The sequence below is a fragment of the Clostridium sp. AN503 genome, from assembly GCF_040719375.1.
Lineage (GTDB): Bacteria > Bacillota > Clostridia > Lachnospirales > Lachnospiraceae > Brotaphodocola.
This window is the reverse complement of record NZ_JBFDTP010000002.1, coordinates 865,014-886,270: the sequence shown is the minus strand read 5'-3', so window position 1 is coordinate 886,270 and position 21,257 is coordinate 865,014. Positions and strand designations below refer to the sequence as shown.

Genomic DNA, 21,257 nt, shown 5'->3' with positions numbered 1-21,257 from the left:
TATCATACCACTACATGCGTACCTTAACAACTGCCTTTTCCACATGGGACGGACTGCCGTCTGCAATCTTCACCATATGGGCGTCCTCCGGAAATACGACCAGCACCTTTCCCGGTTCCATGGGAAGGAGAAGCTCCACCTCCCCGCCGCACTCGATGTTGTCACTCTCCTGATCCACCTTCGTGATCTGAAGGCGGTTTAGGGGCGTTACGCCGATATACTCTCTGCCTTCCACCACCAGATGGATGTCTGCATAAACCTCATGGGCCTCGAAAGCCGCTTCCTCCTGAGGCATGGTGGTATAGTGGAAACGGTTGATAAATACCTCATCGCCGTCCACCTCATTGCGGCCCGGCATCAGGCCATCCGTGCCATGCTCCATCAGATAGTCAAGCGCTGTGTCAAGGCTTTCCGATATCCCTCTGTAGCGGGCCAGATGCTCCCTGTCTGTGTAGATCACGCCTCCACCGCCTCCTTATCATAGAGATGGCAGGCCACCATATGCCCCTCGGCTCCGTGATGGACCATATTCGGCGCCTGGGTCTTGCAGATCTCCATGCATTTCGGACAGCGGTTGTGGAACGGGCAGCCGTCCGGTTTGTGGATGGGACTTGGCACCTCGCCCTCCAACACCTGGCGTTTTTTCTTCTTATGGATATCCGCCACCGGGATCGCAGAAAGCAGCGCCCTGGTGTAGGGATGCAGCGGCTCGTCGTACAGTGCGCGGGAATCCGCCACCTCCACGATCCGCCCCAGATACATTACCATGATCCGGTCGGACATGTACTGCACCACCGATAAGTCATGGGCGATGAACAGGTATGTTAAATTCATCTCCTTCTGGATCTCTTTCATCAGGTTTAAGACCTGCGCCTGGATCGATACGTCCAAGGCAGACACCGGCTCGTCGCAGATCAGCACCTCCGGCATCACCTCAAGGGCCCTGGCGATACAGAGACGCTGGCGCTGTCCGCCGGAAAACTCGTGGGGATAGCGCATCAGGTAGTCGGACTGGATGTTGACCATCTTAAGGACCTTCTGCATCACAGCCTCCCGCTCTTCCACTGAATCGATCCCGTGGACCTTCAGCGGCTCCTCAAAGGAGCTGTAGATCTTTTTCTGAGGGTTTAAAGCGGAGTAGGGGTCCTGGAACACCATCTGTACCTTTTTGCGGAACTGGAACATCTCGTCCTTGCTGAATTTGGTAATATCCTTAAATTCTCCGCCGAAATTGAACATCACCTGGCCGCCTGTGGGACGCTCCAGCATCATGGCGGTCTTTCCAAAGGTGGATTTGCCGCAGCCGGACTCTCCCACGATCCCAAGGGTCTCGCCTCTGTAGACCTCCAGGCTCACGTCGTCTACCGCCTTTACATGGCCCACCACTTTTTTGAACATGCCCTTTGTGATGGGAAACCATGTCTTTAGATTCTCTATCTTAAATATTACTTCTCTTTTCTCGCTCATCTATTCCACCTCCGGACAGTTGCTGAACTTCAGGCAGCGTACATGATGACCGGGGCCAACCTCGTAACAGGGGATCACGCCTTTACGGCACGCTTCGGTGCACTCCGGGCAGCGGTCCGCGAATTCGCAGCCGCCCTTTAGATCGGCAGGGTTGGGGGTTGCTCCCGGGATGGTCTCAAGCTTCTGTCCGTCCGCCAGGCCAAGCACCGGCACGCTCCGCAGAAGCGCCCTGGTGTAGGGGTGGCTGGTGCGGTCGAACACATCCTCCAGGCTTCCAAACTCCACCACGCGGCCCATATACATGACACAGACCTCGTCGGCCATCTCCGCCACCAGGCCCATGTTGTGGGTGATCAAGATGATGGACTTGCCGTCATTGACCTGTAAATCCTTTAACAGCTCCATGATCTGCGCCTGGATCGTCACGTCCAGGGCCGTGGTCGGCTCGTCGCAGATGATCAGCTCCGGGTTGCAGATCATGGCGATGGCGATCACCACGCGCTGCTTCATGCCGCCGGAAAACTGGTGGGGATAGCAGTCGATCCGCTCCTCCGGGTCCGGGATGCCAAGCTTTTTAAACATCTCCAGGACCTTCTCCCTGGCCTGCGCCTTCGTCATCCCCGGATTGTGCTGCAGAAGGCCCTCAGCCACCTGATCCCCAACCTTATAGACAGGGTTTAAGCTGGACATGGGGTCCTGGAACACCATCGATAAGTCCGGGCCGCGCAGAGAACGCATCTCCGGGCCGTTGGGTTCCTTGATGCTCTCCAAATGATACTCTTTTACCTCGCCGTTCTTTAAAGCATTGTACTGGATGCTCTTTGCCTCCACGATCGCATTCTTGCCGGTAAACCGCATGATGGAATTCATGGTCACGCTCTTGCCGCAGCCGGACTCGCCCACCACCGCCAGGGTCTTCCCTCTCTTTAACTGGAAGGACACGTCCTTGACGATCTGGACCTTCTTCCGGTCGGAAATGAACGACGTATTTAACTTCTCTACATTTAAAATAATCTCTCTGTTATCCATGACCTTCCTCCTTACTGCTGCTTGGCATCCAGCACGTCGCGCAGGCCGTCACCCAAAAAGTTGATGGCCAGAACGAACAGGCTGATCGCAAGACCCGGGAACAGCCAGATCCACCACTGGTTCGTCACCACGGAGACAGACTTGGCGGCGTTTAAGATATTGCCCCAGGTCGGCGTGCTGTCCGCAACGCCCAGGCCGATAAAGGACAGGGCCGCTTCCTGCAGGATGAAGAACGCCACGTTGGTGTTGGTCGATACGATGATCGGGCTCATGACGTTGGGCAGGATCTGCTTGAACATAATGTTGTTCTTGCCCATGCCGAAGGCCTCGCAGACCTTTACATAGGTCTCGCCCTTGATGCTCATGAACTCATTGCGCACCATGCGGAAGGTGGTCATCCAGCCGGTGAGCACGAAGATGAACAACAGGTTTCCCAGCCCCCGCTTGTTGACAATGGCAACCAGCATCATGACCAGCACAAGCTGCGGGAATGCCTGGAAGATCTCGGAGACCCGGATCAGGACCGTGTCAACCTTGCCTCCAAAGTAACCGGCCACAGCGCCTAAGGCCGCGCCGATCACGGAGCTCATGACCGCGCAGAACACGCCGATCACGATGGAGTAACAGCCGCCCACCAAAACGCGGGCAAATAAGTCCCGCCCGATGGTGTCCGTGCCGAACAGATGCCCCGCCATCGGCGGTTTTTTCATATCGGGAAGGGCGGGGGTATTGTAATCCACGCCCAGGACAAAGCCCACGATACAGGCGATGGTGATCGCCACCACCACGACCAGTCCAAACAAGGCCAGCTTGTTGTTCATAAATTTGCGCACATTTCGCTTAAACAGAGAGGAGGCTGCATTTTTATTCTGATCTTTGATACTTGTCTTTTCAGTATTGCTCATTCTTTACTCCTCCTTTCATCACTCGCCAAGGCGCACTCTCGGATCCAGCAGGGCATTGAACACATCCACCATGAAGGAACAGATCAGCATGGCCGCCGCGATGATCAGCGTCGTGATCAGCACGATCGGATAGTCGCCGGATACGATGGCGTTGGTCATGGTCAGGCCTATGCCGGGATAGGAAAATACGCTCTCAATGACAACGGAGCCGCCCACCAGCATCGGGATACGGAACACCAGGATGACCAGTACCGGCTTCATGGCATTGCGGAACCCGTGCTTTAGATAGACCTTCCACTCCGGGATGCCTTTGGACCGGGCCGTCTTTATGTAGTCACTGTTTAACACATCCAGCATGGTATTGCGGGCGTAGCGCATCAGCACCGCCACCATGCCGATGGTCAGGGTCAGCACCGGAAGGAACAGATGCTTGAACGCGTCCACAAACGCATTGGCGGCGTCCGGGCTTACGCGGTTGGCCGACGGGAACAGGCCTAACTTGATGGAGAATATCTGGATCAGGATGATCCCTACCAGGAACTGGGGGACTGCCTGACCGAGCACTGCCAGCACACGGCCCACGTAGTCGATGACGCCGTTCTGCCGCACCGCAGAAATGATACCGATCCCGATCCCGATCACTGCGGACAGCACCAGGGAATATCCAGCCAGCTCAAAGGTGTAGGGAAGGCGTACCTTGATGATGGATGCAATAGAGGAACCATCGAAGGAATATCCCAGGTCGCCGTGCAGCACGTTGCCCAGCCAGCGGAAATACTGGATGATCAGCGGATCATTTAATCCCAGGGACTCACGGAGGGCTTCCACGTTTTCCTTGTTGGCGGAAAGCATCTCCGGGCTGACCATGAAGTTGATCGGGTCGATGCCGGTCATCTGGAGGCCATAATACACTATAAAGCTGATAAGCAGCAGCATGGGGATCATCATGAGCAGCTTTTTGGTGATAAATTTCAGCATGTTATCTCTCCCATCTTACTAAGGGCAGGCGGTTTTCCGGTCTGCAGGATCAGAAAGGGGAGACAGGAGATATGCTCACTGTCTCCCCCCTGACACTGCGGCGTCACAAGCCGCCTGAAATTTGATCAGTACCTCTACTTCGCGATCTCCCAGTTGGCAAAATCAAGATCACTCATGTACAGCGGGTTGCAGAACTTCACGCCCTCTGGCAGGATCACATGGTCGCTGGTGAAGATATAGGTGCCTACGGTGAATACCGGGACCTTGTAAACCTTCTCCTGCTCCAGTGTCTGGAGTTCTTTTAAGATATTGTTTCTGTCTTCCTCTTTCACAGCCTTGGACAGATCGGCAACCAGTCCGTCAAAATCGGTGTCGCCGCCAAAGATATTGGCAAACAGTCCGTCGCTGCTCATGTACTCGGTGTACCACTCGTCGATGGAGAATGCGCTCTTGCCCTTGAAGCCCACATCGTAAGCCCTGGTGGTGAACAGGTCGGTGGTTCCGTCGTTGGACAGGGTGGCTTCTACGGTCAGGCCTGCCTGCTCCAGATAGTAGACCACGGTGTTGATTAAGTCAATGCTGGTCTGGTCGTTGTTGTAGTAGCAGATCTTCAAGGTGCGGCCCATATCGTAACCGGAAGCCGCGATATCCGCTTTGGCCTTCTCTGCGTCAAACTTGTACTCGAAGCCGTTGTAGGCTGCGTTTGAGTTGGGAACGCCGCTGTTTAATACGTTGGCGGTCGGGTACAGGGTTGCCAGGGTTGCGCGGTCGATCGCCTCGATGATGGCTTTTCTCACTTCCACGTTCTGCATGGCCTCATTCTCTTTGCCGTCAACGCCCTTCATATTGAAGATGAAGTATTTGTAGAACAGCACGTCCACCTCGTGGGAGGTAAAGTTGTCCATGCCCTGCAGAGCTTCCACCAGGTCAGCCGCATTGCCGAACACGTAGTCGGTGTTGCCGGACTGGGCGGCGGTCACGTAATCCGATACAAAGTAGCAGATCACCTTCTGGATCTTCGGAGCAGTCCCCTCGTAGTTCTCGTTTAACTTCAGGGTGAAGTAGTTGCCCACGTTCAGCTCGTCCAGTGCAAACATGCCGGAGGTGACCGGATTGGTCCAGAATGCGTCAGCTTCCAGCTTCAGCGGGTCTGCGCTCTCTAAGGAATGCTTCGGCAGGATCGCAAACTGTGCCAGCACGTTCAGCATGGCTGCATACGGCTCGGTAAGGGTCAGGGTGATGGTGCTGCCCTCGGTCTTGATGGAGTCGATATTCTTAAATGCAGCCGTGTAGATGGAGTTGATGGTCGCTGCTTTTAAGCCGGTCTCGATGGACCACTGCACATCGTCCACGGTCAGAGCCTCGCCGTCGGACCACTTAAGGCCGTCCTTTAAGGTAATGGTATAAACCAGTCCGTCGTCGCTGACCTCATAGGACTCAGCCAGGTCCGGTTTCACCTCCGTCAAGGTGCTGTCAGCCAGGAACAGGCCGCGGAACATCAGGTTCGTCGCCATGATCCGGTTGTACCATGGAGTCGGGATCCGGTCGTCTGTGGTGGAACCGTCTCCGGTGGTCACCGCCAGCTTCAGGGTTTCCGCAGCTCCCGCTGCATCTCCTGCCGCTGCGCCTCCAGCCGTGTCACCGGCCTTGTCCGCCGGGGCTGCCGCCTGGGTGGTCCCTGCTCCCGTGTCGGTCTTGCTGGAACCGCAGCCTGTGATGGCTGTAGCCGCCAGGGTAGTCGCCAGCAGCAATGCTAACATTTTTCTCATTTTGTTTCCTCCTTTAATCAACAGATTTTCGTGTCTTATGTTGTGATACCAATATACTCTTTATGAAAATAATTTTCAATAAATATTATACATGAAAAAAATATTTATTTTTATGCATTTTGCACAAAAACCTTGTTAAGTTTTTGTTAATACCTGCTTTTGTCGGAATTTTCACTGTTAGCTCTGCAAAATTCGTTTATAAAATCATCCAATTTTCATTGAAAATATTTTTCTTTCAATGTTAAATTTTGTTGTCTTATTTTCATAAATCTATTATAATGATACCAGAGTAAAAAGGTAGGAAGAAGCCATTTTTTCAGGAAATTGAGCAGATTGCGAATGTTTTTGAGGATTGCGTGAGCACACAGTGCAGAGTAGTCCGGTATCTATCCCATACTTTTACATAACGGAGGTGTCCCATTCATGCAGCCCAATATCTTAGACGAGATTTCCAACCAGCACAATACCATGACCCGTTCTGCCAAAAAACTGGCGGACTATATTTTTTCAAACAAGTCCATGGTGCAGTATATGTCGATCACCTCCCTGGCAGAGGCCAGCGGCGTATCCGAAGCTACGATCACCCGCTTCTGCCGCAGTCTGGGGCTCGGGGGCTATAATGAATTTAAGCTGGCTATCGCCCGTGCAGACCAGAGCGCCCATCACTTAAGCCCGCTATCGGCTGAAACTGAAGGGGCTGATGAGAATAGCATCGAGAGCCTCTGCCGCAGACTTTACCATACGGACGTAACAGCTCTGACTGAGACCCTGGAGCTGATGAATCCGGAGAGCGCACACAAGGCGGTGGACCTTTTATCCCAAGCCCAGCGCATCTACTGCTTCGGACAGGGCGGAAGCAATATCATGGCGAAGGAGGCATGGGTCCGATTTTCCACTGCATCCTCCAAATTCCTTCATATTGAAGATTCCCACATGCAGGCCATGGCTGCCTCCCTGTGCACCTCAGAGGATGTGATCCTGTTCTTCTCCTACTCCGGAAGCACCCGGGATATGCTGGACGTCCTGCGCCCGGCCAAAAACGGGGGCGCCAGCATCATACTGATCACCCACTTTTTCAACTCCCCGGCTGCTGTGCTGTCCGACGTGGTCCTGCTGTGCGGAGCCACCGAAAGCCCATTGCAGTCCGGCTCCATCGCCGCCAGAATCGGACAGCTGTTTATCATTGACTACCTGTTCCACACCTACTGCATCCAGAACCAGGATCTTTGTGCCCGGGCCAGCGAGGCCACGGCACAGGCTACGGCGCGGAAACTGTTGTGATGTATGTCATTGTAAATGCAAATAAAACATGCTCCAGGGCCATCACTCCATTTGGAGTTTACTGCATGGCCGCTGGGGCATGTTGTTAGATGCATAGATTCCTTACAATAAATTAATTGATTTTTCGGATCCATCCGTCCGGCGCTTCTACTGTACCAAGCTGGATTCCAGTTAGGGTTTTATACAATTCATAAGTCACGCTGCCCATCTTTTCCATCCCGCTTGGGAAGCATATCTCCTCTCCATGATTCACGATTTTTCCAACAGGGGAGAGGACTGCTGCCGTCCCGCATAATCCACACTCTGCAAAGCCAGACAGTTCATCCAAACGCACCTGACGCTCTTCAACCTTGATTCCCAGATAATGCTCCGCCACATAAACCATGGAACGCCTTGTGATAGATGGAAGGATTGAATCAGATTTTGGCGTGACAATCTTTCCCTCTTTTGTCACGAAAAGGAAATTGGCCCCGCCGGTTTCCTCCACAAAGGTTCTGGAAGCCGGATCCAGATAGAGGTTCTCATCATATCCGCCCCGATGTGCTTCCACATAAGCGTGCAGGCTCATGGCATAGTTCAGTCCCGCTTTCAGATGGCCTGTACCATGAGGCGCGGCGCGGTCAAAATCACTGACGCACAGAGTCAAAGGCTTTGCTCCACCTTTAAAATATGGGCCGACCGGAGTGCACAGCATCCTGAACTGATACTCCTCCGACGGTTTTACACCGATCACCGGGGAGGATGCAAACATATAAGGGCGTATATACAGGGATGCGCCGCTTCCATAGGGTGGAACCCATGCAGCATTGGCCCGCACCACCTGGTCTAACGCATCGAGAAATCGCTCTTTGGGAAACGGCGGCATGACCATGCCTTCTGCGGAGTGGATCATCCGCTCTGCATTCTGGTCGGGACGGAACGTAACGATATCACCGTTTTCCGTCTCATATGCCTTCAGACCTTCAAAAATCTCCTGGCAGTACTGAAAGATACCGGCGCATTCATTTAAAGCAATGGACGCCTCCGGTGTCAGAGTTCCCTCATCCCATGCGCCATTTCGGAAATTTGCCACATATCGCATATCAGTCTGATGATATGCAAAGCCGATATGCTCCCAATCCAGATCTTTCTTTTTCATCGCTGCTCACTCCTTTATCATTTTAGATCACGCCCGACCACCCAGTTGCCGTCAGAATAAATACGATCACACCGGCCAGCAAAATAAAGCATAACACCTTCGGAAATACCCATCGGAACCATTTAGCAAACGGGACATTCGCCATGGCGCAGGATCCCACCATCCAGCCAAGCAGAGGAGACAGCAGGTTGGTAAAGCTGTCGCCCATCTGGTATGCCACGACCGCCAGATTCGGCTGCATGCCGAGGGCTTCTGAAACCGGCTTCATGATCGGAACCAGGATCGCAGCTTTTGACGTGGCCGACGGGATCAACGGGTTAATGACCGATACGATCAGGGTCAGTCCGATACTGGAAACCGATTTTGGCAATGTCATCAACGGCAGGGTAAGCACATGAACGATCGTGTGGATCACATTTCCATTCCCCAGCACCAGCGAGATCACCTTTGCCAGACCTATCACGAAGGCCACAAACGCCATGGACGCCAGTCCCTTCGCATAGGTCTGTCCCAGCTTTTCGGCTGACATCCCGCCGATGATACCTACGATGATCATGGTGACAAACATGACCGCCATCATAAAATCAAAGGTCTGGCTTCCTCCCAGCAGGGAATACAGCGCTATGATCAGATACTGAAGCAGGAAGATGATGATGACTGCAAATTTTCTCCAGCTCATGTCCACCTTTTTAATGACCTGATCCTCGTCCACCATCTCACCGGACTGCTCCGGCCTCCAGCCATCGCTGTATAATAGCGAGGCCTGAGGATTTTTACGGATTTTTTTCACATACCCCAGCATCATGATAATAGCGATCGCAAGAAAGAAGTTCATGATCACCAGCCGGGTAAAGAACGCGGAGTACGGTGTGACCCCCATCAGCATCTGCGTGGTGGCCTGCTGCGCCGGTCCAGTTCCAAATCCAACCAAAGCCGCGAAGGTCGTGACGCCCAGAGCGCAGATCGGATCCAGCTTCAGCTTTTTCGAGAACAGGATACCGATAGGGACCACAGCGATCAGCGCGTCGGTTCCGCCAAAGCCGCCCAGGTAAGCCATCAGTACCATCATCAGGATGATCAAAAGATTCGTCCCCTTGTCTTTCAGCCTATAGACGGCCCAGTTCATCAGATCATCCATCGCCCCTGTCTCCAAAACCACATTGATCGTGGCTCCGGATGACATGACCACGAACATGATCGTAGCCGCCCCCGTCAGTCCGCTTTTTAACAGCATCAAAGCATCCCAGGGACTGACCGGTGTCTGGTGTCCCAGATACTGAAAATCCGTTCCAATGATCTCACCTGCCTCATTGGTGACAAACTGTCCCGCCGGGATCAGATAAGTGGCCAGACAGGACAACAGGATGATGCCCGTCATGATCCAGAGTAAATGCGGCATCTTAAATTGTTTTTTCGCTTTTGTTTCCATAGTTTCCCCCTTATGATAAATCAAACACAAATGCTGCTTCAGCACAGACGCCCAGCACCAGAGAAGTTTCATCAATATCAAACCTTCCATTGTGGTGCGCAGCGCCGCTTCCCAATTCATGATTACAGATGCCAAGAAATCCCAATGCCCCCGGATACTTCTCCAGATACATACTGTAGCACTCCGACGCGTACCATCTGTCACAATCCGCCATCACAGCTTCTCCGCATATCTGTTCCAGGGATCTTTGCACATTCAGCGCCACCTCACCGTCATTTACCACGGGTAGCAGGCTGATCCTGTTTCTCGGCGCGAATTCAATCGCGCATTTATGGCATGCAGCGGTATTCTCTGCAACCGTGTTAATAATATAAAGGGCCTTTTCCCCTTCTTCTTTGTTGAAATATCTTGCGGTGCCTCCAATATATGCCTGCTCCGGAATTACATTGGTAGTCTCTCCCGCCTGGAACACGCAGAGCCCCAGGGTTACGGTCTCCTCCGCATTGATCTGATTCAAAAATGCCGAATCGATCTGGGTTACAATGTGCGCTGCCGGCACGATTGGATTGGCCGCCTGATCCGGTCTGGAACCATGACCGGCTTTCCCTTTCACATAAAACCCGATTCCAACGGTTCCCGCCATGCGGGGCCCCGGTACCACATTGACCTTCCCGGCCTCCAGTCCGCTGTAGACATGCAGGGCAAAGCATTCATCCACCGGGTACTCCGCAAGGGCCTCCAGCATCGTATCGATCCCGCAGTTCGTTTCTTCCCCCTCTTCAAAGCAGCAATATACGGTTCCCTCGATCTCGCTTTGTAGCTTTAAAAGGACTTTCATGGTTCCAAGCAATACCGCCATATGGGCATCGTGCCCGCAGGCATGGCATACCCCGTCAGTCTCCGATACACAGGCTTTCTCCTGTTTCAGATTTTCCCTTTCCTCCTGTACCGGCAGTCCGTCTATATCTGCCCGGAGCACACGGTGCTTACCCGGTTTTCCCCCCTGGATGATCGCAATGATCCCGGTTCCTTTTAAAAGCCTGTACGGAACTCCCATGCTCTCTATCTCCCGGACCAGGATATCCCTGGTTCGGAATTCTTCTCCGGAAAGCTCCGGATGGCGGTGAAACTCCCGCCTCATATGTACGATATAGTCCTGCAACCCGTAAGCAAGTTCTTTAATCCCCAATGCATTCATTACGCTTCCCCTTTCTTTAACTCCTTTACCAGGTTCCCCACCGCTTCCCTTACATAAGCAGGATCCGTAGCCAGGTTGATCCTGATAAATCCCTTATAGCCGTCTCCGAACCACTCTCCATAGTCCACTGCCAGACGGCAGCGGCCCTGGATCACATTCTGGATTTCCTCCGGATCTATATAAGAACGCATATCCAGGAATGCCAGATAGGTCCCCTCCAGCGCACAGACCGTGATTCCCGGAAGATTCCTGCCCAGTTCTGTTTTCAGGTAATCATAGTTGTCACGGACCCCCTCCAGTATATTCTGAAGCCACTCACCGCCCTGCTCATACCCGGCTCTGGCCGCGATCATGCCCATGATGCTGACATCCGTGCGGTTGAGTCCCGCCGCAAACTCATCATACTGTTTTCTCAGTCCGTCATTTGTAATGATGATATGGGAATGGAGCAGGGTTGCCAGGTTAAAAGTCTTTGAAGCCGAATTAAGCGTCAGTACCATATCCCGGTATTTTCCATTTGACACTACGGCTGCCGGCACAAAGGATCTCTCCCCCAGCACCAGATCCTGATGGATTTCATCGCTGACCACCAGTACATGATGCTTCTTACAGATAGCCAGCACCCGGTCCAGTTCCTCCTCCGTCCATACGCGGCCCGCGGGATTATGCGGAGAACACTGCAAAAACAGTTTCACCTGGTTCTCCGTGATCGCTTTTTCTATGGCATCATAATCCATGGTAAAATATCCGTCTTCATAACGCAGATCCGCCTTCACCAGACGCCGGTCATTATTGGTGACCACATTGTGGAACGGATAATATACCGGCGTCAGGATCATGCAGGCATCCCCGGGCCTGGTAAATGCATGGATCATCCAGGAGATCGCCGTCACACAGCCGGTGGAAAAACGCACCCATTCGCTCTTCACCGGGAAATGATACCGGGTTTCCATCCAGTCGGAAAACGCCTGATAATACTCATCCGGCACAAGGCTGTAGCCGAAAACCCCATGCCTGCACCGCTCCATCAATGCATCTGTGATCGCATCGCAGGTCTTAAACTCCATGTCCGCGATCCACATAGAGATCAGATCCGAATCTCCGAATTTCCCCTGCATACCGTCCCACTTGGCAGAACAGGTGCCATGACGGTCAACCACATACTTCTCCAAAAACTTCTGTTTGTCCATAGCCTCCCCTTTCCGCCTGATCAAGCCGGATATAATTCTGCCGAAGCTTCAATTTCGCACAAAACACCCTTGGGCAGCGTTTTTACCGCCACACAGCTTCTCGCCGGTTTTGACACAAAATAACCCGCATACACTTCATTGAACGCCGCAAAGTCCCCCATATCCGCAAGAAAACAGGTAGTTTTAAACACCTGATCAAACCCGCTGCCAGCTGCCTCAAGGATTGCACCTACATTTTTGCAGCTCTGATGCGCCTGTGCTGCAATCCCCTCCGGAACCTGTCCATTTTCCGGATCAACCGGGATCTGTCCGGATGTATACACTACTCCATTTATCTCATATGCCTGGGAATAGGGTCCGATCGCTCCCGGAGCTTTCTCTGTATTTACTAATTTCATGATGTTTTCCTCCTTAAATTCAACTGTTTTTTTCTAATGCAACTGCTTCCTTTTCTTCCTTTGTCATCAACAAACCGCATTGGATGGTAATGCAGGTAAATAATATCAGCAGCACCGGATAAAATGCGTACTTGACAATATCAAGATAGGAACAACCGCTATACTGCTGTACTAACAGGCAGCCGCTGTCATGCGGAACCACCATCAAAATCACACATGAGAAGATATCCAGGAGCGACGCCATACGCTTTGGCGCAATTTTATACTCTTCTCCCAGTTCTTTCGCAATAGGCGCACTGATCAGACAGGCCACCGGATTGTTCAGAGTGGTTCCCGAAATCGCCATAGAAAGCAGTCCGATCACATACTGGCAGCTTTTTCTGCTCTTTGTATGCTTCATCGCCGTATCTACAAGCCATTGCACGCCTCCATAATGGCGGACCAGCTCCATCATCCCCGATACCATCATGGCAAATACCGCAAGCCAGAACATATCTTCCATTCCTGCCCCTACAGCCTGGGCCCAGTCAAAGAATCCTACGCTCCCAATCCCCATGCCGATCACACATGCAAGCCCTGTTCCTATGGCAAGAGCCAGGATCACATCAAGTCCCATGATCGCCAGTGAGATCACCGTAACATACGGGAGGATCGTCAGGATATTATAAGCGCCTGCCTCTGCCGCTCCTGAAACCGTCCCGCCTTTCAGGCTAAGAACACCATACAGAAGCATCGTGATCACGGCTGCGGGTATGGCAATCTTAAAGTTCATGATAAACTTATCTTTCATTTCGGCGCCCACACCTTTTGTGGCGATTATGGTCGTATCCGAAATCATGGAAAGGTTATCGCCAAAATATGCCCCTGCTATCGCTGCCGCGCCAGCCATCCCCACATTCAGTCCGGCTCCCTGTGCAAGGGCGATCGCAACTGGTATCATGGTGACCTGGGTTCCCATGGAGGTTCCGATACAAGTGGAAATAATACAGCAGATCAGAAAGATGCCCGGTATTAAAAACTGCGTCGGAATCAGGGAAATCCCCAGATTCACCACGGAATCTTTCCCCCCATCGCTGCTGTAGCGCTTGCAAAACCGCCTGCCAAAAGAACAATGATTCCCATAAGCATAACGCCGGACGCACCGGCTCCCTTACAGTAAATATCTACCTTGCCGGAAAATTTCTCATCTCTTTCAAAACAGATGAGCGCCACCAGAATCCCAATCATCAGTGCCACGTAACGGGGCATCAGCCAAAATGGCGATTCTACACTTTTTACGGAAAAATAAGTACCGCACCCCAGATACAAACCCAAAAACACCAGTATCGGTATCAGCGCCTTGCTGCCATAATTCTTTTTGCTTCTCGTCTCTTTCATGATATTTACCCCTCAGCTATTCCCCAACTTGCTGTTATTTGTTATTCTCCCAAATATTTCTCCGTATGCTTCGTATTCACTGCTTCGCATATCCGTTTTAAGCCTTCTGCCAGTACTGCTCTCGGGCATGCCAGATTCAGGCGGATAAAGCCGTCAGAATTTTGAACAAACATATTGCCGCCCTCCAGCAGAACCCCCGCTTTATATGCGAAGAACAGCGGCAGATGCTCATCCGGCTCAAAATATGCGTTTAAGTCCACCCAGGCCAGATAGGTCGCCTCGGAGATCCGGAATTTTGCCTTTGGCAGATGCTCCGCCAGATAGCTCTGCACCAGACTGAAATTGCCGTCCAGATAAACCCTCAATTCTTCCAGCCACGGCTCCCCTTTTTCATATGCCGCCTGGGCAGCCGCGATGCTTAACGGGTTATCAAAATTATAATGCCGGCTCAGCCAGGTGTTCTTAAGTCCCTCATCACGGATCATGACATTGGAGATCATCATGCCCGCCAGGTTAAAGGTCTTGCTGGGAGCCATGCACGTTACAAGGCGGCCATAATCCGGCATCACTTTGCCAAGTGGGATATGTTTCTGATCGCAGCGGATCAGATCGCAGTGGATCTCATCGGAAATCACCCAAAGGTGATTCTGCTCGATGATATCAGCAATTCTCTTCAGTTCCTCCTCCGTCCAGACGCGTCCGCTGGGATTGTGGGGATTGCAGAAAATAAACAAGGTCGTCTTCACGTCTGCCGCTTTCTCTGCAAAATCGTCAAAATCAACGGAATAACGTCCGTCCTCATACAGCAGATCGGAACACACATAATCCCGTCTGTTAAAATCAGCCGCATATTTGAAATACGCATAAGACGGTGTCAGGAACAGTACTTTTTCATCCGGTTTGCAGATATACTCCACCATCTCATAGAGGGCGGGAATGATCCCGTTGGACATCACCAGCTCTTCTCTTTTAAACGTCCAGTCATACCGTTTCTTGCACCAGCCTGCAAACGCATCATAATAAGATTTTTCAAAAACCCTGGTATAACCAAAGATACGTTTGTCCAGCCGCTCCCTCATGCCATCGATCACCACATCCGGCGTAGCAAATTCCATGTCGGCCACCCACATGCGGATAAACTCCTCATCCCGATACGGAAAGGTCATAGATTCATCCGCGTGAAAAATGTAATCACGAAAGCCGTCCGTATTCATCGCATTGGTGTGTTGTCTGTCAATAATCTCATCAAAATTGTACATATTGTTACATCCTTTCTTTTTAGGCAGCTGCTTTATGATGTCATTTTAACAACCCCCTGCTGATTCGTCAAAGCAGGTGAAGTTTCCTTTCAATAAACTTTTTGCTCCTTTTTTCTATTCACAGTGGATTTTTTCTGCTGATTGTGCTAAAATAAACACAATCTTATGATATTTTCAAAAAATCATGGGATTGTTGATTTATACGAAACTTGTTGAAAAGGAGATTGTTATGTCAGAGATCAGCCACCAGATCGGCAGCCGGATCCGCACCTTCCGCAAAATGCACGGCATGACGTTAGACGAACTTTCCGCAGTCATTCATAAGAGCAAATCCACCATATCGAAATATGAGAAAGGCGAGATTGCCGTCGATGTTGAGACACTCTACGAAATAGCAGACGCCGTACAGGTCCATGTGGAACAGCTGCTGTACTGTCCTCCCAAACGGACTGTCATCTCCGCAGGAAGCAACAGCCCCGCGTTCTTCAGCGGAGTATCACAATTTTATTCCTATCTTTTCGATGGGCGAAGCAACCGGATCATTCGGTGCGTATTCGACGTTCTTTCTGAGACCGAGGATCATCGTTATAAGATCATGATGTATATGAACTACAAGGATTACAAGAATTATCAGAACTGTGAAAATACATATTGGGGTTATATTGAGCATTATGATGCCATGACTCACATATCTCTGACAAACCAGGACACATCCATGGAAAAAGCAAGTGTCCAGATACTGGCATCTTATCTGGACTCTGACACAAAATGGGGCCTTTTCAACGGCTTTTCCTCCCGCCCCATGATGCCGATAGCCATAAAGATGCTCTTGTCGAAGACGAGGCTTAAGGAGGATATGGAATTAGTACAGCAGCTAAAGGTGACCAAAGACGACATCCGCCTTTTAAAACTCTATAATATGTTGTCTGTGACCTGACTTCTAATGAAACATTCCAAAAGCATGCGCCCGCCGGGCGCACCAAAAAGATAAAGCAGCGATTGCTCGCTGCTTTTCTCTTTTGTAATCCCAGAATGTCGGTCTTACTTATTGACGCCTAGCAAAGCTAGGTGGGCAACCTCACGTGGGCTTCTGCCTTCCACTCGAAGGAGGCCTGACATCCACTCACAAATATTGGAATCCCGTAGTCACAAATGTAGGTTCAAAATGGGTAAGGTTGTCGTGCATCCCAGGAATTACAAACTGTCTTTTCTTATGAACTAATTATACAACAGCTGATGCCGTTTTTCAAGTTCCTTTTTCTGGTTGCCAACCTCTCCTGCCAAATGAATTTATTTGCTGGTCTTTTCAATCGCTTCCCATAATCCGTTGATATAGGTAGCTCCTAAAGCGCGGTCGTAGAGGCCATAGCCTGCGCGCCCGGTCTCCCCCCAGATCATGCGGCCGTGGTCCGGTCTCACGTAGCCGGTGAAGCCGTTGTCGTGAAGAGCTTTTAAGATGGCAAACATATCTAAGGAACCGCAGCCGGAAAGATGGGCGCGCTCCTCAAAGCCATTCTCCAATACTGCCACATTACGGATATGGGCAAAATGAATCCGGCCCATAGCTGCATACTTGCCTGCCATGCGGACTACGTCGTTCTTCGCGGAGCATCCCAGGGAACCGGTGCACAGAGTGATGCCATTGTGGCTGTCATCCACCAGCTTTAAGAAGCGGTCTAAATTCTCCTCGCAGGTGATGATGCGGGGCAGACCGAAGATGCTCCAGCAGGGATCGTCCTCATGGATCGCCATATTCACGTCGCACTCAGCCGCTACCGGGATCACGCGCTCCAGGAAATATTTCAAGTTGTTCCACAGGTCATCCTCGCTCATGGCATTGTACTCTGCCACCACAGCCTTTAATCCATCCCTGGTATAGCTGGAATCCCAACCGGGAAGGGTTAGATCACTGTCGCTCTCTAAAGGGTTTACCTTGTCCACCTGCTCCTGATAGTAGACCAGGGAAGTGGAACCATCCGGCAGCACGTGGTCTAACTGAGTCCTGGTCCAGTCAAACACCGGCATGAAATTGTAGCAGATACACTTGATGCCTGCTGCAGCCACACGGCGGATATTCTCACAGTAGTTATCAATATACTGGTCTCTGGTGGGCTTGCCCAGCTTGATATCCTCGTGGACCGGGATGCTCTCGATCACCTCGAATGCAAGACCTGCATCCTCCACCTGCTTTTTAAGCTTTAAAATGCTTTCGTTGCTCCATACTTCTCCTACGGGAACATCATAAACAGCCGTAACGATCGCCTGCATCCCCGGGATCTGACGGATATTCTCCAGGGTCACTTTGTCGTCTTCTCCATACCAGCGGAATGATAATTTCATGTGTAAACCTCCTTGTGATATCACGTTTTTAAGTTCTGATATGATTATAACCGATTCCCGCAGAATTTTGCAATTCCCGGAATTGTGATGAAGATTGCAAAAGTTGTTATTTCAATGAAACTATGTTAAACTGACACTATAAAGGTACGGAACAGTTGTATGAGACTGATAAAGAGATGAAAGGAACAGGCCAGATATGTCGAAAACAGAACGTATCGCCAAAACGCCGGTCAAAACTCCGGTCAAGAAGGAACTGATCACTGGATTCACTACACGCCAGTATATGCAGGACGGTGATTTTGAGATTTTTTATTATAATGACAGCACCCCGGCGCATGTCTCCTCCCACCGCCACGATTACTATGAATTCTATTTCTTTCTGGAGGGGGATGTGAGCTATGAGTTCGCCTCCCAGTCCCACCATCTGGAATATGGGGATTATCTGCTGATACCGCCGGGCGTTTTGCACCGCCCTGTTTTCCACAGCGCCGCCGTGCCCTACCGCAGGTTCGTCCTGTGGATCAGCGACGCCTGCTTCCAGAAGCTCTGCAGCGAATGCGCCGACTTCTCCTATGCCTTTGACTATGTAAAGCAGAAGGAGATCTACCACTACCGCGCCGATTTTATCCAGGTACAGCAGCTTCAGGGGCAGCTTATGGAGCTGATCGAGGAGAGCCGCAGCAGCCGCGCATTCCAGAATTTGAGCCGGAACCTTCTGCTCTGCCAGTTTTTGCTGTACGTAAACCGGCTCACCTATGACCGGCTCCACGAGGTATCCTCCGTCTACACAAGCGCCCTCTACGTCAATGTTTGCGATTACATCAACAGCCATCTGGAGGAGGATCTCAGCCTGGATGCGCTGGCAGACTTCTTTTTTGTGAGCAAATACCATATCTCCCATGTATTCAAGAACAACATGGGCATCTCCCTGCATCAGTATGTGCTCAAAAAACGCCTGCACGCCTGTAAAAATGGAATCCTCGCCGGTTCCCCTGTGGGAAGCCTGTTCCAGCAGTACGGCTTCAGCGACTACTCCAGCTTTTACCGCGCCTTTAAAAAGGAATACGGACTGTCTCCCACTGAATTCAGGCAGCAGCACGTCATTTTAGCACCCTGAGCCTGCAGGCCGGCGTACCTAAAAGACCACCTGTACCAGGAACATATAAAATACAGTCCCCACCCCAATGCTCAAAAGGGAATTGCCCTTCCATCTGTGCAGCAGTACAATGGCAGCTACAGCCAGCAGTTCCGGCAGTCCATAGGGCGCCGCCGTGATCTGGATCCCTTTCAGGCAGTAAACGACCAAAAGCCCCATCGTGGCAAACGGCAGGGTCTTCCCCAGATAGCCTACAAATCTGGGCGTCTCCTTACCTGCCGGAAATACAATAAATGGCAGAAAGCGGGTAAGCACTGTACCCGCGATCATCGCCGCTACGATCAAAATCTCTCTTGTCAGTTCTCCGCTCATACCGCACGCCCCTCTTCGCTCTCTGTCTTTCTGCCCTGCCTGTATTGAAATCCCAGAATGGCAAAGATCAGTACCATTGCCGGAATGATAAAGGAACTGGTCCCAAACAGGACCAGGCATACCACCGACGCACCTACGCCGATGACCGCAGACAGATGTCCTTCCTTCTGTTTCCACTGGTCCACAAAAATCACCACAAACAGCGCCGTCAGCGCAAAATCCAGCCCTGTCGTGTCAAAGGTGATATAACTGCCGGCAATAGCTCCGGCCACACTCCCCAGGACCCAGTAACACTGGTCCAGAAATGTAACCCAGAAATATACCCGGTCCTTATCAAGTGACTCCGGGATCTGTTCATGACAGACCACGGAAAAGGTCTCGTCCGTCAATCCAAAGATCAGGTAAGGCTTCCCCTTCTTCACTTCGCTGTATTTTCCCAGCATGGAAATCCCGTAAAACAAGTGTCTGGCGTTCAGCATCACGGACATAAAAAACGCCGTCACCGGATGCACCAGGGACGCCAGCATGGTAACGCCCAGATACTGCAGACTCCCGGCAAACACTAAAACGCTGACAGCCAGGGTCCACCAGACTCCAAATCCATTGACATTCATCAAAATACCATACGCCGCCCCAAGAAACAGATACCCCACCATAACAGGCACCGTCCTGGGAAACGCGTACTGGAATTCTGCCCTATTCTTTTCCCACATAACCTTTCCTCCCCTTTTTCCGAACAGACGCTTGCAATCCCGCCTGGTCTTTCGTATACTGGTAAACAGTGCGGATATCGCATTAAGTACTAATTTATCATTTGCCGGCCGGTTTTGTCAATCCGGAGGCGGCGATCAGGCGGCGATCAGACAGACCAAAAGGTTATAGCTGCCATAAGGAGGAATTATCATGGAGGCGTTCTCCTTTTCTGTAGAAGACCAGACAACATCCTGTGAACTCTGTCCACGCAGGTGCAGGACAGACAGGCGAAGCGCTGCGGGCTACTGCGGCGCCGGAAGTGAGGTGAGAGCGGCCCGGGCAGCCCTACACCACTGGGAGGAACCATGCATCAGCGGCGTCCGCGGAAGCGGGACCGTCTTTTTCAGCGGCTGCACTCTGCGCTGCTGTTTCTGCCAGAATCACCAGATCAGCCAGGAGCATTTTGGCAAGACCCTGACCATCCGCCAACTGGCTGATATTTTTCTGCGCCTCCAGGATCAGGGCGCCCACAATATTAACCTGGTAACTGCCACCCAGTACCTTCCCTGGATTCTGCCCGCACTGGACCTGGCAAAGGAACGGCTTTCGATCCCCGTGGTTTACAACTGCGGAGGCTACGAGCGGACCGAGACGGTGAAAGCCCTAAAGGACTATGTGGACATCTGGCTCCCGGACTTAAAATATTATGACAGGGAACTGTCGGCACGGTACTCCAAAGCTCCCGATTACTTTGCAGTGGCCTCAGAAGCGGTCTTACAGATGATCGAGCAGACCGGCACGCCCGTATTCCACAGCTGCCAAAATAGTCCCTCATCCACGCTCATCATGGACAGGGGCGTGATCATCCGCCATATGGTACTGCCCGGACAACGGCAGGATTCCATACGCCTTCTCCACTGGATGGCGGATGCCCTGCCAAAAGGTCAGTACTATATCAGTCTGATGAGCCAGTACACCCCCTACCGGAAAAATCCAGATTACCCGGAGTTAAACCGCAGGATCACCTCCTACGAATACCAGAAGGTGGTGGACGCTGCACTGGAGCTTGGCCTGGAACAGGGATTTATGCAAGAAAAAAGCAGCGCTAAAGAAGAATATACGCCGCCGTTTGACCTGGAAGGATTGTGAGGAAACATGTGAAAGAGGATACCAATGATTGACATCTTTGATATCCTCTTTCAATTTACTTCGTCCATTGGACTTTACCTCTCTTTTCTTTTTCGTCCTTCTATATTAAATTTTCTCCCTCTACTTTTGTTACTCAACCAACCTGATCTTCTTCCAGTCATTTTACTTTTGTTCTTCGTTATCCGGTTT

General features: G+C 51.5%; 21 protein-coding genes and 1 other RNA gene. 4 read left to right on the top strand and 18 right to left on the bottom strand.

The window, feature by feature from the left end; all coding sequences use genetic code 11:
* Positions 1–10: 10 nt before the first annotated feature.
* The 6 genes from AB1I67_RS11360 to AB1I67_RS11335 all read right to left on the bottom strand — a co-directional run bounded on the left by AB1I67_RS11360 (position 11) and on the right by AB1I67_RS11335 (position 6,148).
* The gene (locus AB1I67_RS11360; RefSeq protein ID WP_367029982.1) at positions 11–460 is read right to left on the bottom strand and encodes a YhcH/YjgK/YiaL family protein; all 450 of its coding nucleotides are present in this window, start codon (positions 458–460) and stop codon (positions 11–13) included.
* The gene (locus tag AB1I67_RS11355; RefSeq protein ID WP_367029981.1) at positions 457–1,467 is read right to left on the bottom strand and encodes an oligopeptide/dipeptide ABC transporter ATP-binding protein; all 1,011 of its coding nucleotides are present in this window, start codon (positions 1,465–1,467) and stop codon (positions 457–459) included. Before AB1I67_RS11355 ends, AB1I67_RS11360 begins: the two co-directional genes overlap by 4 nt.
* Positions 1,468–2,496, bottom strand: a complete 1,029-nt coding sequence (locus tag AB1I67_RS11350; protein WP_367029980.1) for an ABC transporter ATP-binding protein — start codon at positions 2,494–2,496, stop codon at positions 1,468–1,470. It lies immediately after the preceding gene.
* A gap of 11 nt (positions 2,497–2,507) precedes the next feature.
* The gene (locus AB1I67_RS11345) at positions 2,508–3,401 is read right to left on the bottom strand and encodes an ABC transporter permease (protein ID WP_367029979.1); all 894 of its coding nucleotides are present in this window, start codon (positions 3,399–3,401) and stop codon (positions 2,508–2,510) included.
* Between the two features lie 18 nt (positions 3,402–3,419).
* Positions 3,420–4,379 carry an ABC transporter permease gene (locus AB1I67_RS11340; protein ID WP_367029978.1) on the bottom strand — a complete coding sequence of 320 codons (960 nt, stop codon included), beginning with the start codon at positions 4,377–4,379 and terminating at the stop codon, positions 3,420–3,422.
* Positions 4,380–4,513: 134 nt separating this feature from the next.
* The gene (locus AB1I67_RS11335) at positions 4,514–6,148 is read right to left on the bottom strand and encodes an ABC transporter substrate-binding protein (protein WP_367029977.1); all 1,635 of its coding nucleotides are present in this window, start codon (positions 6,146–6,148) and stop codon (positions 4,514–4,516) included.
* Positions 6,149–6,571: 423 nt separating this feature from the next.
* Here AB1I67_RS11335 and AB1I67_RS11330 point away from each other — a divergent pair, with 423 nt between their 5' ends.
* Positions 6,572–7,429 carry a MurR/RpiR family transcriptional regulator gene (locus tag AB1I67_RS11330; RefSeq protein ID WP_367029976.1) on the top strand — a complete coding sequence of 286 codons (858 nt, stop codon included), beginning with the start codon at positions 6,572–6,574 and terminating at the stop codon, positions 7,427–7,429.
* Between the two features lie 112 nt (positions 7,430–7,541).
* Here the strand turns inward: AB1I67_RS11330 and AB1I67_RS11325 are convergent, their stop codons facing one another.
* The 8 genes from AB1I67_RS11325 to AB1I67_RS11290 are packed head-to-tail and all read right to left on the bottom strand — an operon-like array spanning position 7,542 to position 15,418.
* Positions 7,542–8,567, bottom strand: coding sequence for a branched-chain amino acid aminotransferase (locus AB1I67_RS11325; protein ID WP_367029975.1), 1,026 nt, complete (start codon positions 8,565–8,567; stop codon positions 7,542–7,544).
* 22 nt (positions 8,568–8,589) lie between these two features.
* Positions 8,590–9,996 (bottom strand): AbgT family transporter, encoded by a 1,407-nt coding sequence (locus AB1I67_RS11320; protein ID WP_367029974.1) that lies wholly within the window; start codon positions 9,994–9,996, stop codon positions 8,590–8,592.
* A 10-nt stretch (positions 9,997–10,006) separates the two neighbouring features.
* Complete coding sequence (locus AB1I67_RS11315; protein WP_367029973.1) at positions 10,007–11,194, bottom strand: amidohydrolase; 1,188 nt, start codon at positions 11,192–11,194, stop codon at positions 10,007–10,009.
* The gene (locus AB1I67_RS11310) at positions 11,194–12,384 is read right to left on the bottom strand and encodes a MalY/PatB family protein (protein WP_367029972.1); all 1,191 of its coding nucleotides are present in this window, start codon (positions 12,382–12,384) and stop codon (positions 11,194–11,196) included. The genes AB1I67_RS11315 and AB1I67_RS11310 overlap by 1 nt, the downstream gene beginning before the upstream one ends.
* A 20-nt stretch (positions 12,385–12,404) precedes the next feature.
* Entirely contained in the window at positions 12,405–12,782 is a 378-nt protein-coding gene (locus AB1I67_RS11305; protein ID WP_367029971.1) for a RidA family protein, read from the bottom strand.
* Between the two features lie 19 nt (positions 12,783–12,801).
* The gene (locus AB1I67_RS11300) at positions 12,802–13,836 is read right to left on the bottom strand and encodes an SLC13 family permease (RefSeq protein ID WP_367029970.1); all 1,035 of its coding nucleotides are present in this window, start codon (positions 13,834–13,836) and stop codon (positions 12,802–12,804) included.
* Complete coding sequence (locus AB1I67_RS11295) at positions 13,830–14,159, bottom strand: hypothetical protein (protein WP_367029969.1); 330 nt, start codon at positions 14,157–14,159, stop codon at positions 13,830–13,832. Before AB1I67_RS11295 ends, AB1I67_RS11300 begins: the two co-directional genes overlap by 7 nt.
* Before the next feature lie 41 nt (positions 14,160–14,200).
* The gene (locus AB1I67_RS11290; RefSeq protein WP_367029968.1) at positions 14,201–15,418 is read right to left on the bottom strand and encodes a PatB family C-S lyase; all 1,218 of its coding nucleotides are present in this window, start codon (positions 15,416–15,418) and stop codon (positions 14,201–14,203) included.
* Between the two features lie 229 nt (positions 15,419–15,647).
* Here AB1I67_RS11290 and AB1I67_RS11285 point away from each other — a divergent pair, with 229 nt between their 5' ends.
* Entirely contained in the window at positions 15,648–16,355 is a 708-nt protein-coding gene (locus tag AB1I67_RS11285) for a helix-turn-helix transcriptional regulator (protein ID WP_367029967.1), read from the top strand.
* Between the two features lie 83 nt (positions 16,356–16,438).
* Here AB1I67_RS11285 and ssrS read toward each other — a convergent pair.
* Both ssrS and uxuA read right to left on the bottom strand, forming a co-directional pair.
* A non-coding RNA gene (gene ssrS, locus AB1I67_RS11280) (6S RNA) lies at positions 16,439–16,615 on the bottom strand.
* A gap of 93 nt (positions 16,616–16,708) precedes the next feature.
* Positions 16,709–17,758, bottom strand: a complete 1,050-nt coding sequence (gene uxuA, locus AB1I67_RS11275) for a mannonate dehydratase (protein WP_367029966.1) — start codon at positions 17,756–17,758, stop codon at positions 16,709–16,711.
* Between the two features lie 196 nt (positions 17,759–17,954).
* Here uxuA and AB1I67_RS11270 point away from each other — a divergent pair, with 196 nt between their 5' ends.
* Positions 17,955–18,875: an AraC family transcriptional regulator gene (locus AB1I67_RS11270; protein ID WP_367029965.1), complete on the top strand. Its 921-nt coding sequence runs from the start codon at positions 17,955–17,957 to the stop codon at positions 18,873–18,875.
* Between the two features lie 18 nt (positions 18,876–18,893).
* On the opposite strand, the gene AB1I67_RS11265 is transcribed toward AB1I67_RS11270, so the two are convergent.
* Both AB1I67_RS11265 and AB1I67_RS11260 read right to left on the bottom strand, forming a co-directional pair.
* Positions 18,894–19,226 carry a branched-chain amino acid transporter permease gene (locus AB1I67_RS11265; protein ID WP_367029964.1) on the bottom strand — a complete coding sequence of 111 codons (333 nt, stop codon included), beginning with the start codon at positions 19,224–19,226 and terminating at the stop codon, positions 18,894–18,896.
* A complete protein-coding gene (locus tag AB1I67_RS11260; protein ID WP_367029963.1) occupies positions 19,223–19,939 on the bottom strand; it encodes an AzlC family ABC transporter permease in 717 nt (238 codons plus the stop codon). Before AB1I67_RS11260 ends, AB1I67_RS11265 begins: the two co-directional genes overlap by 4 nt.
* A gap of 190 nt (positions 19,940–20,129) precedes the next feature.
* On the opposite strand from AB1I67_RS11260, the gene AB1I67_RS11255 reads away from it, so the two are divergent.
* Positions 20,130–21,068, top strand: a complete 939-nt coding sequence (locus AB1I67_RS11255) for a radical SAM protein (RefSeq protein WP_367029962.1) — start codon at positions 20,130–20,132, stop codon at positions 21,066–21,068.
* The last annotated feature ends 189 nt before the right edge of the window (positions 21,069–21,257 follow it).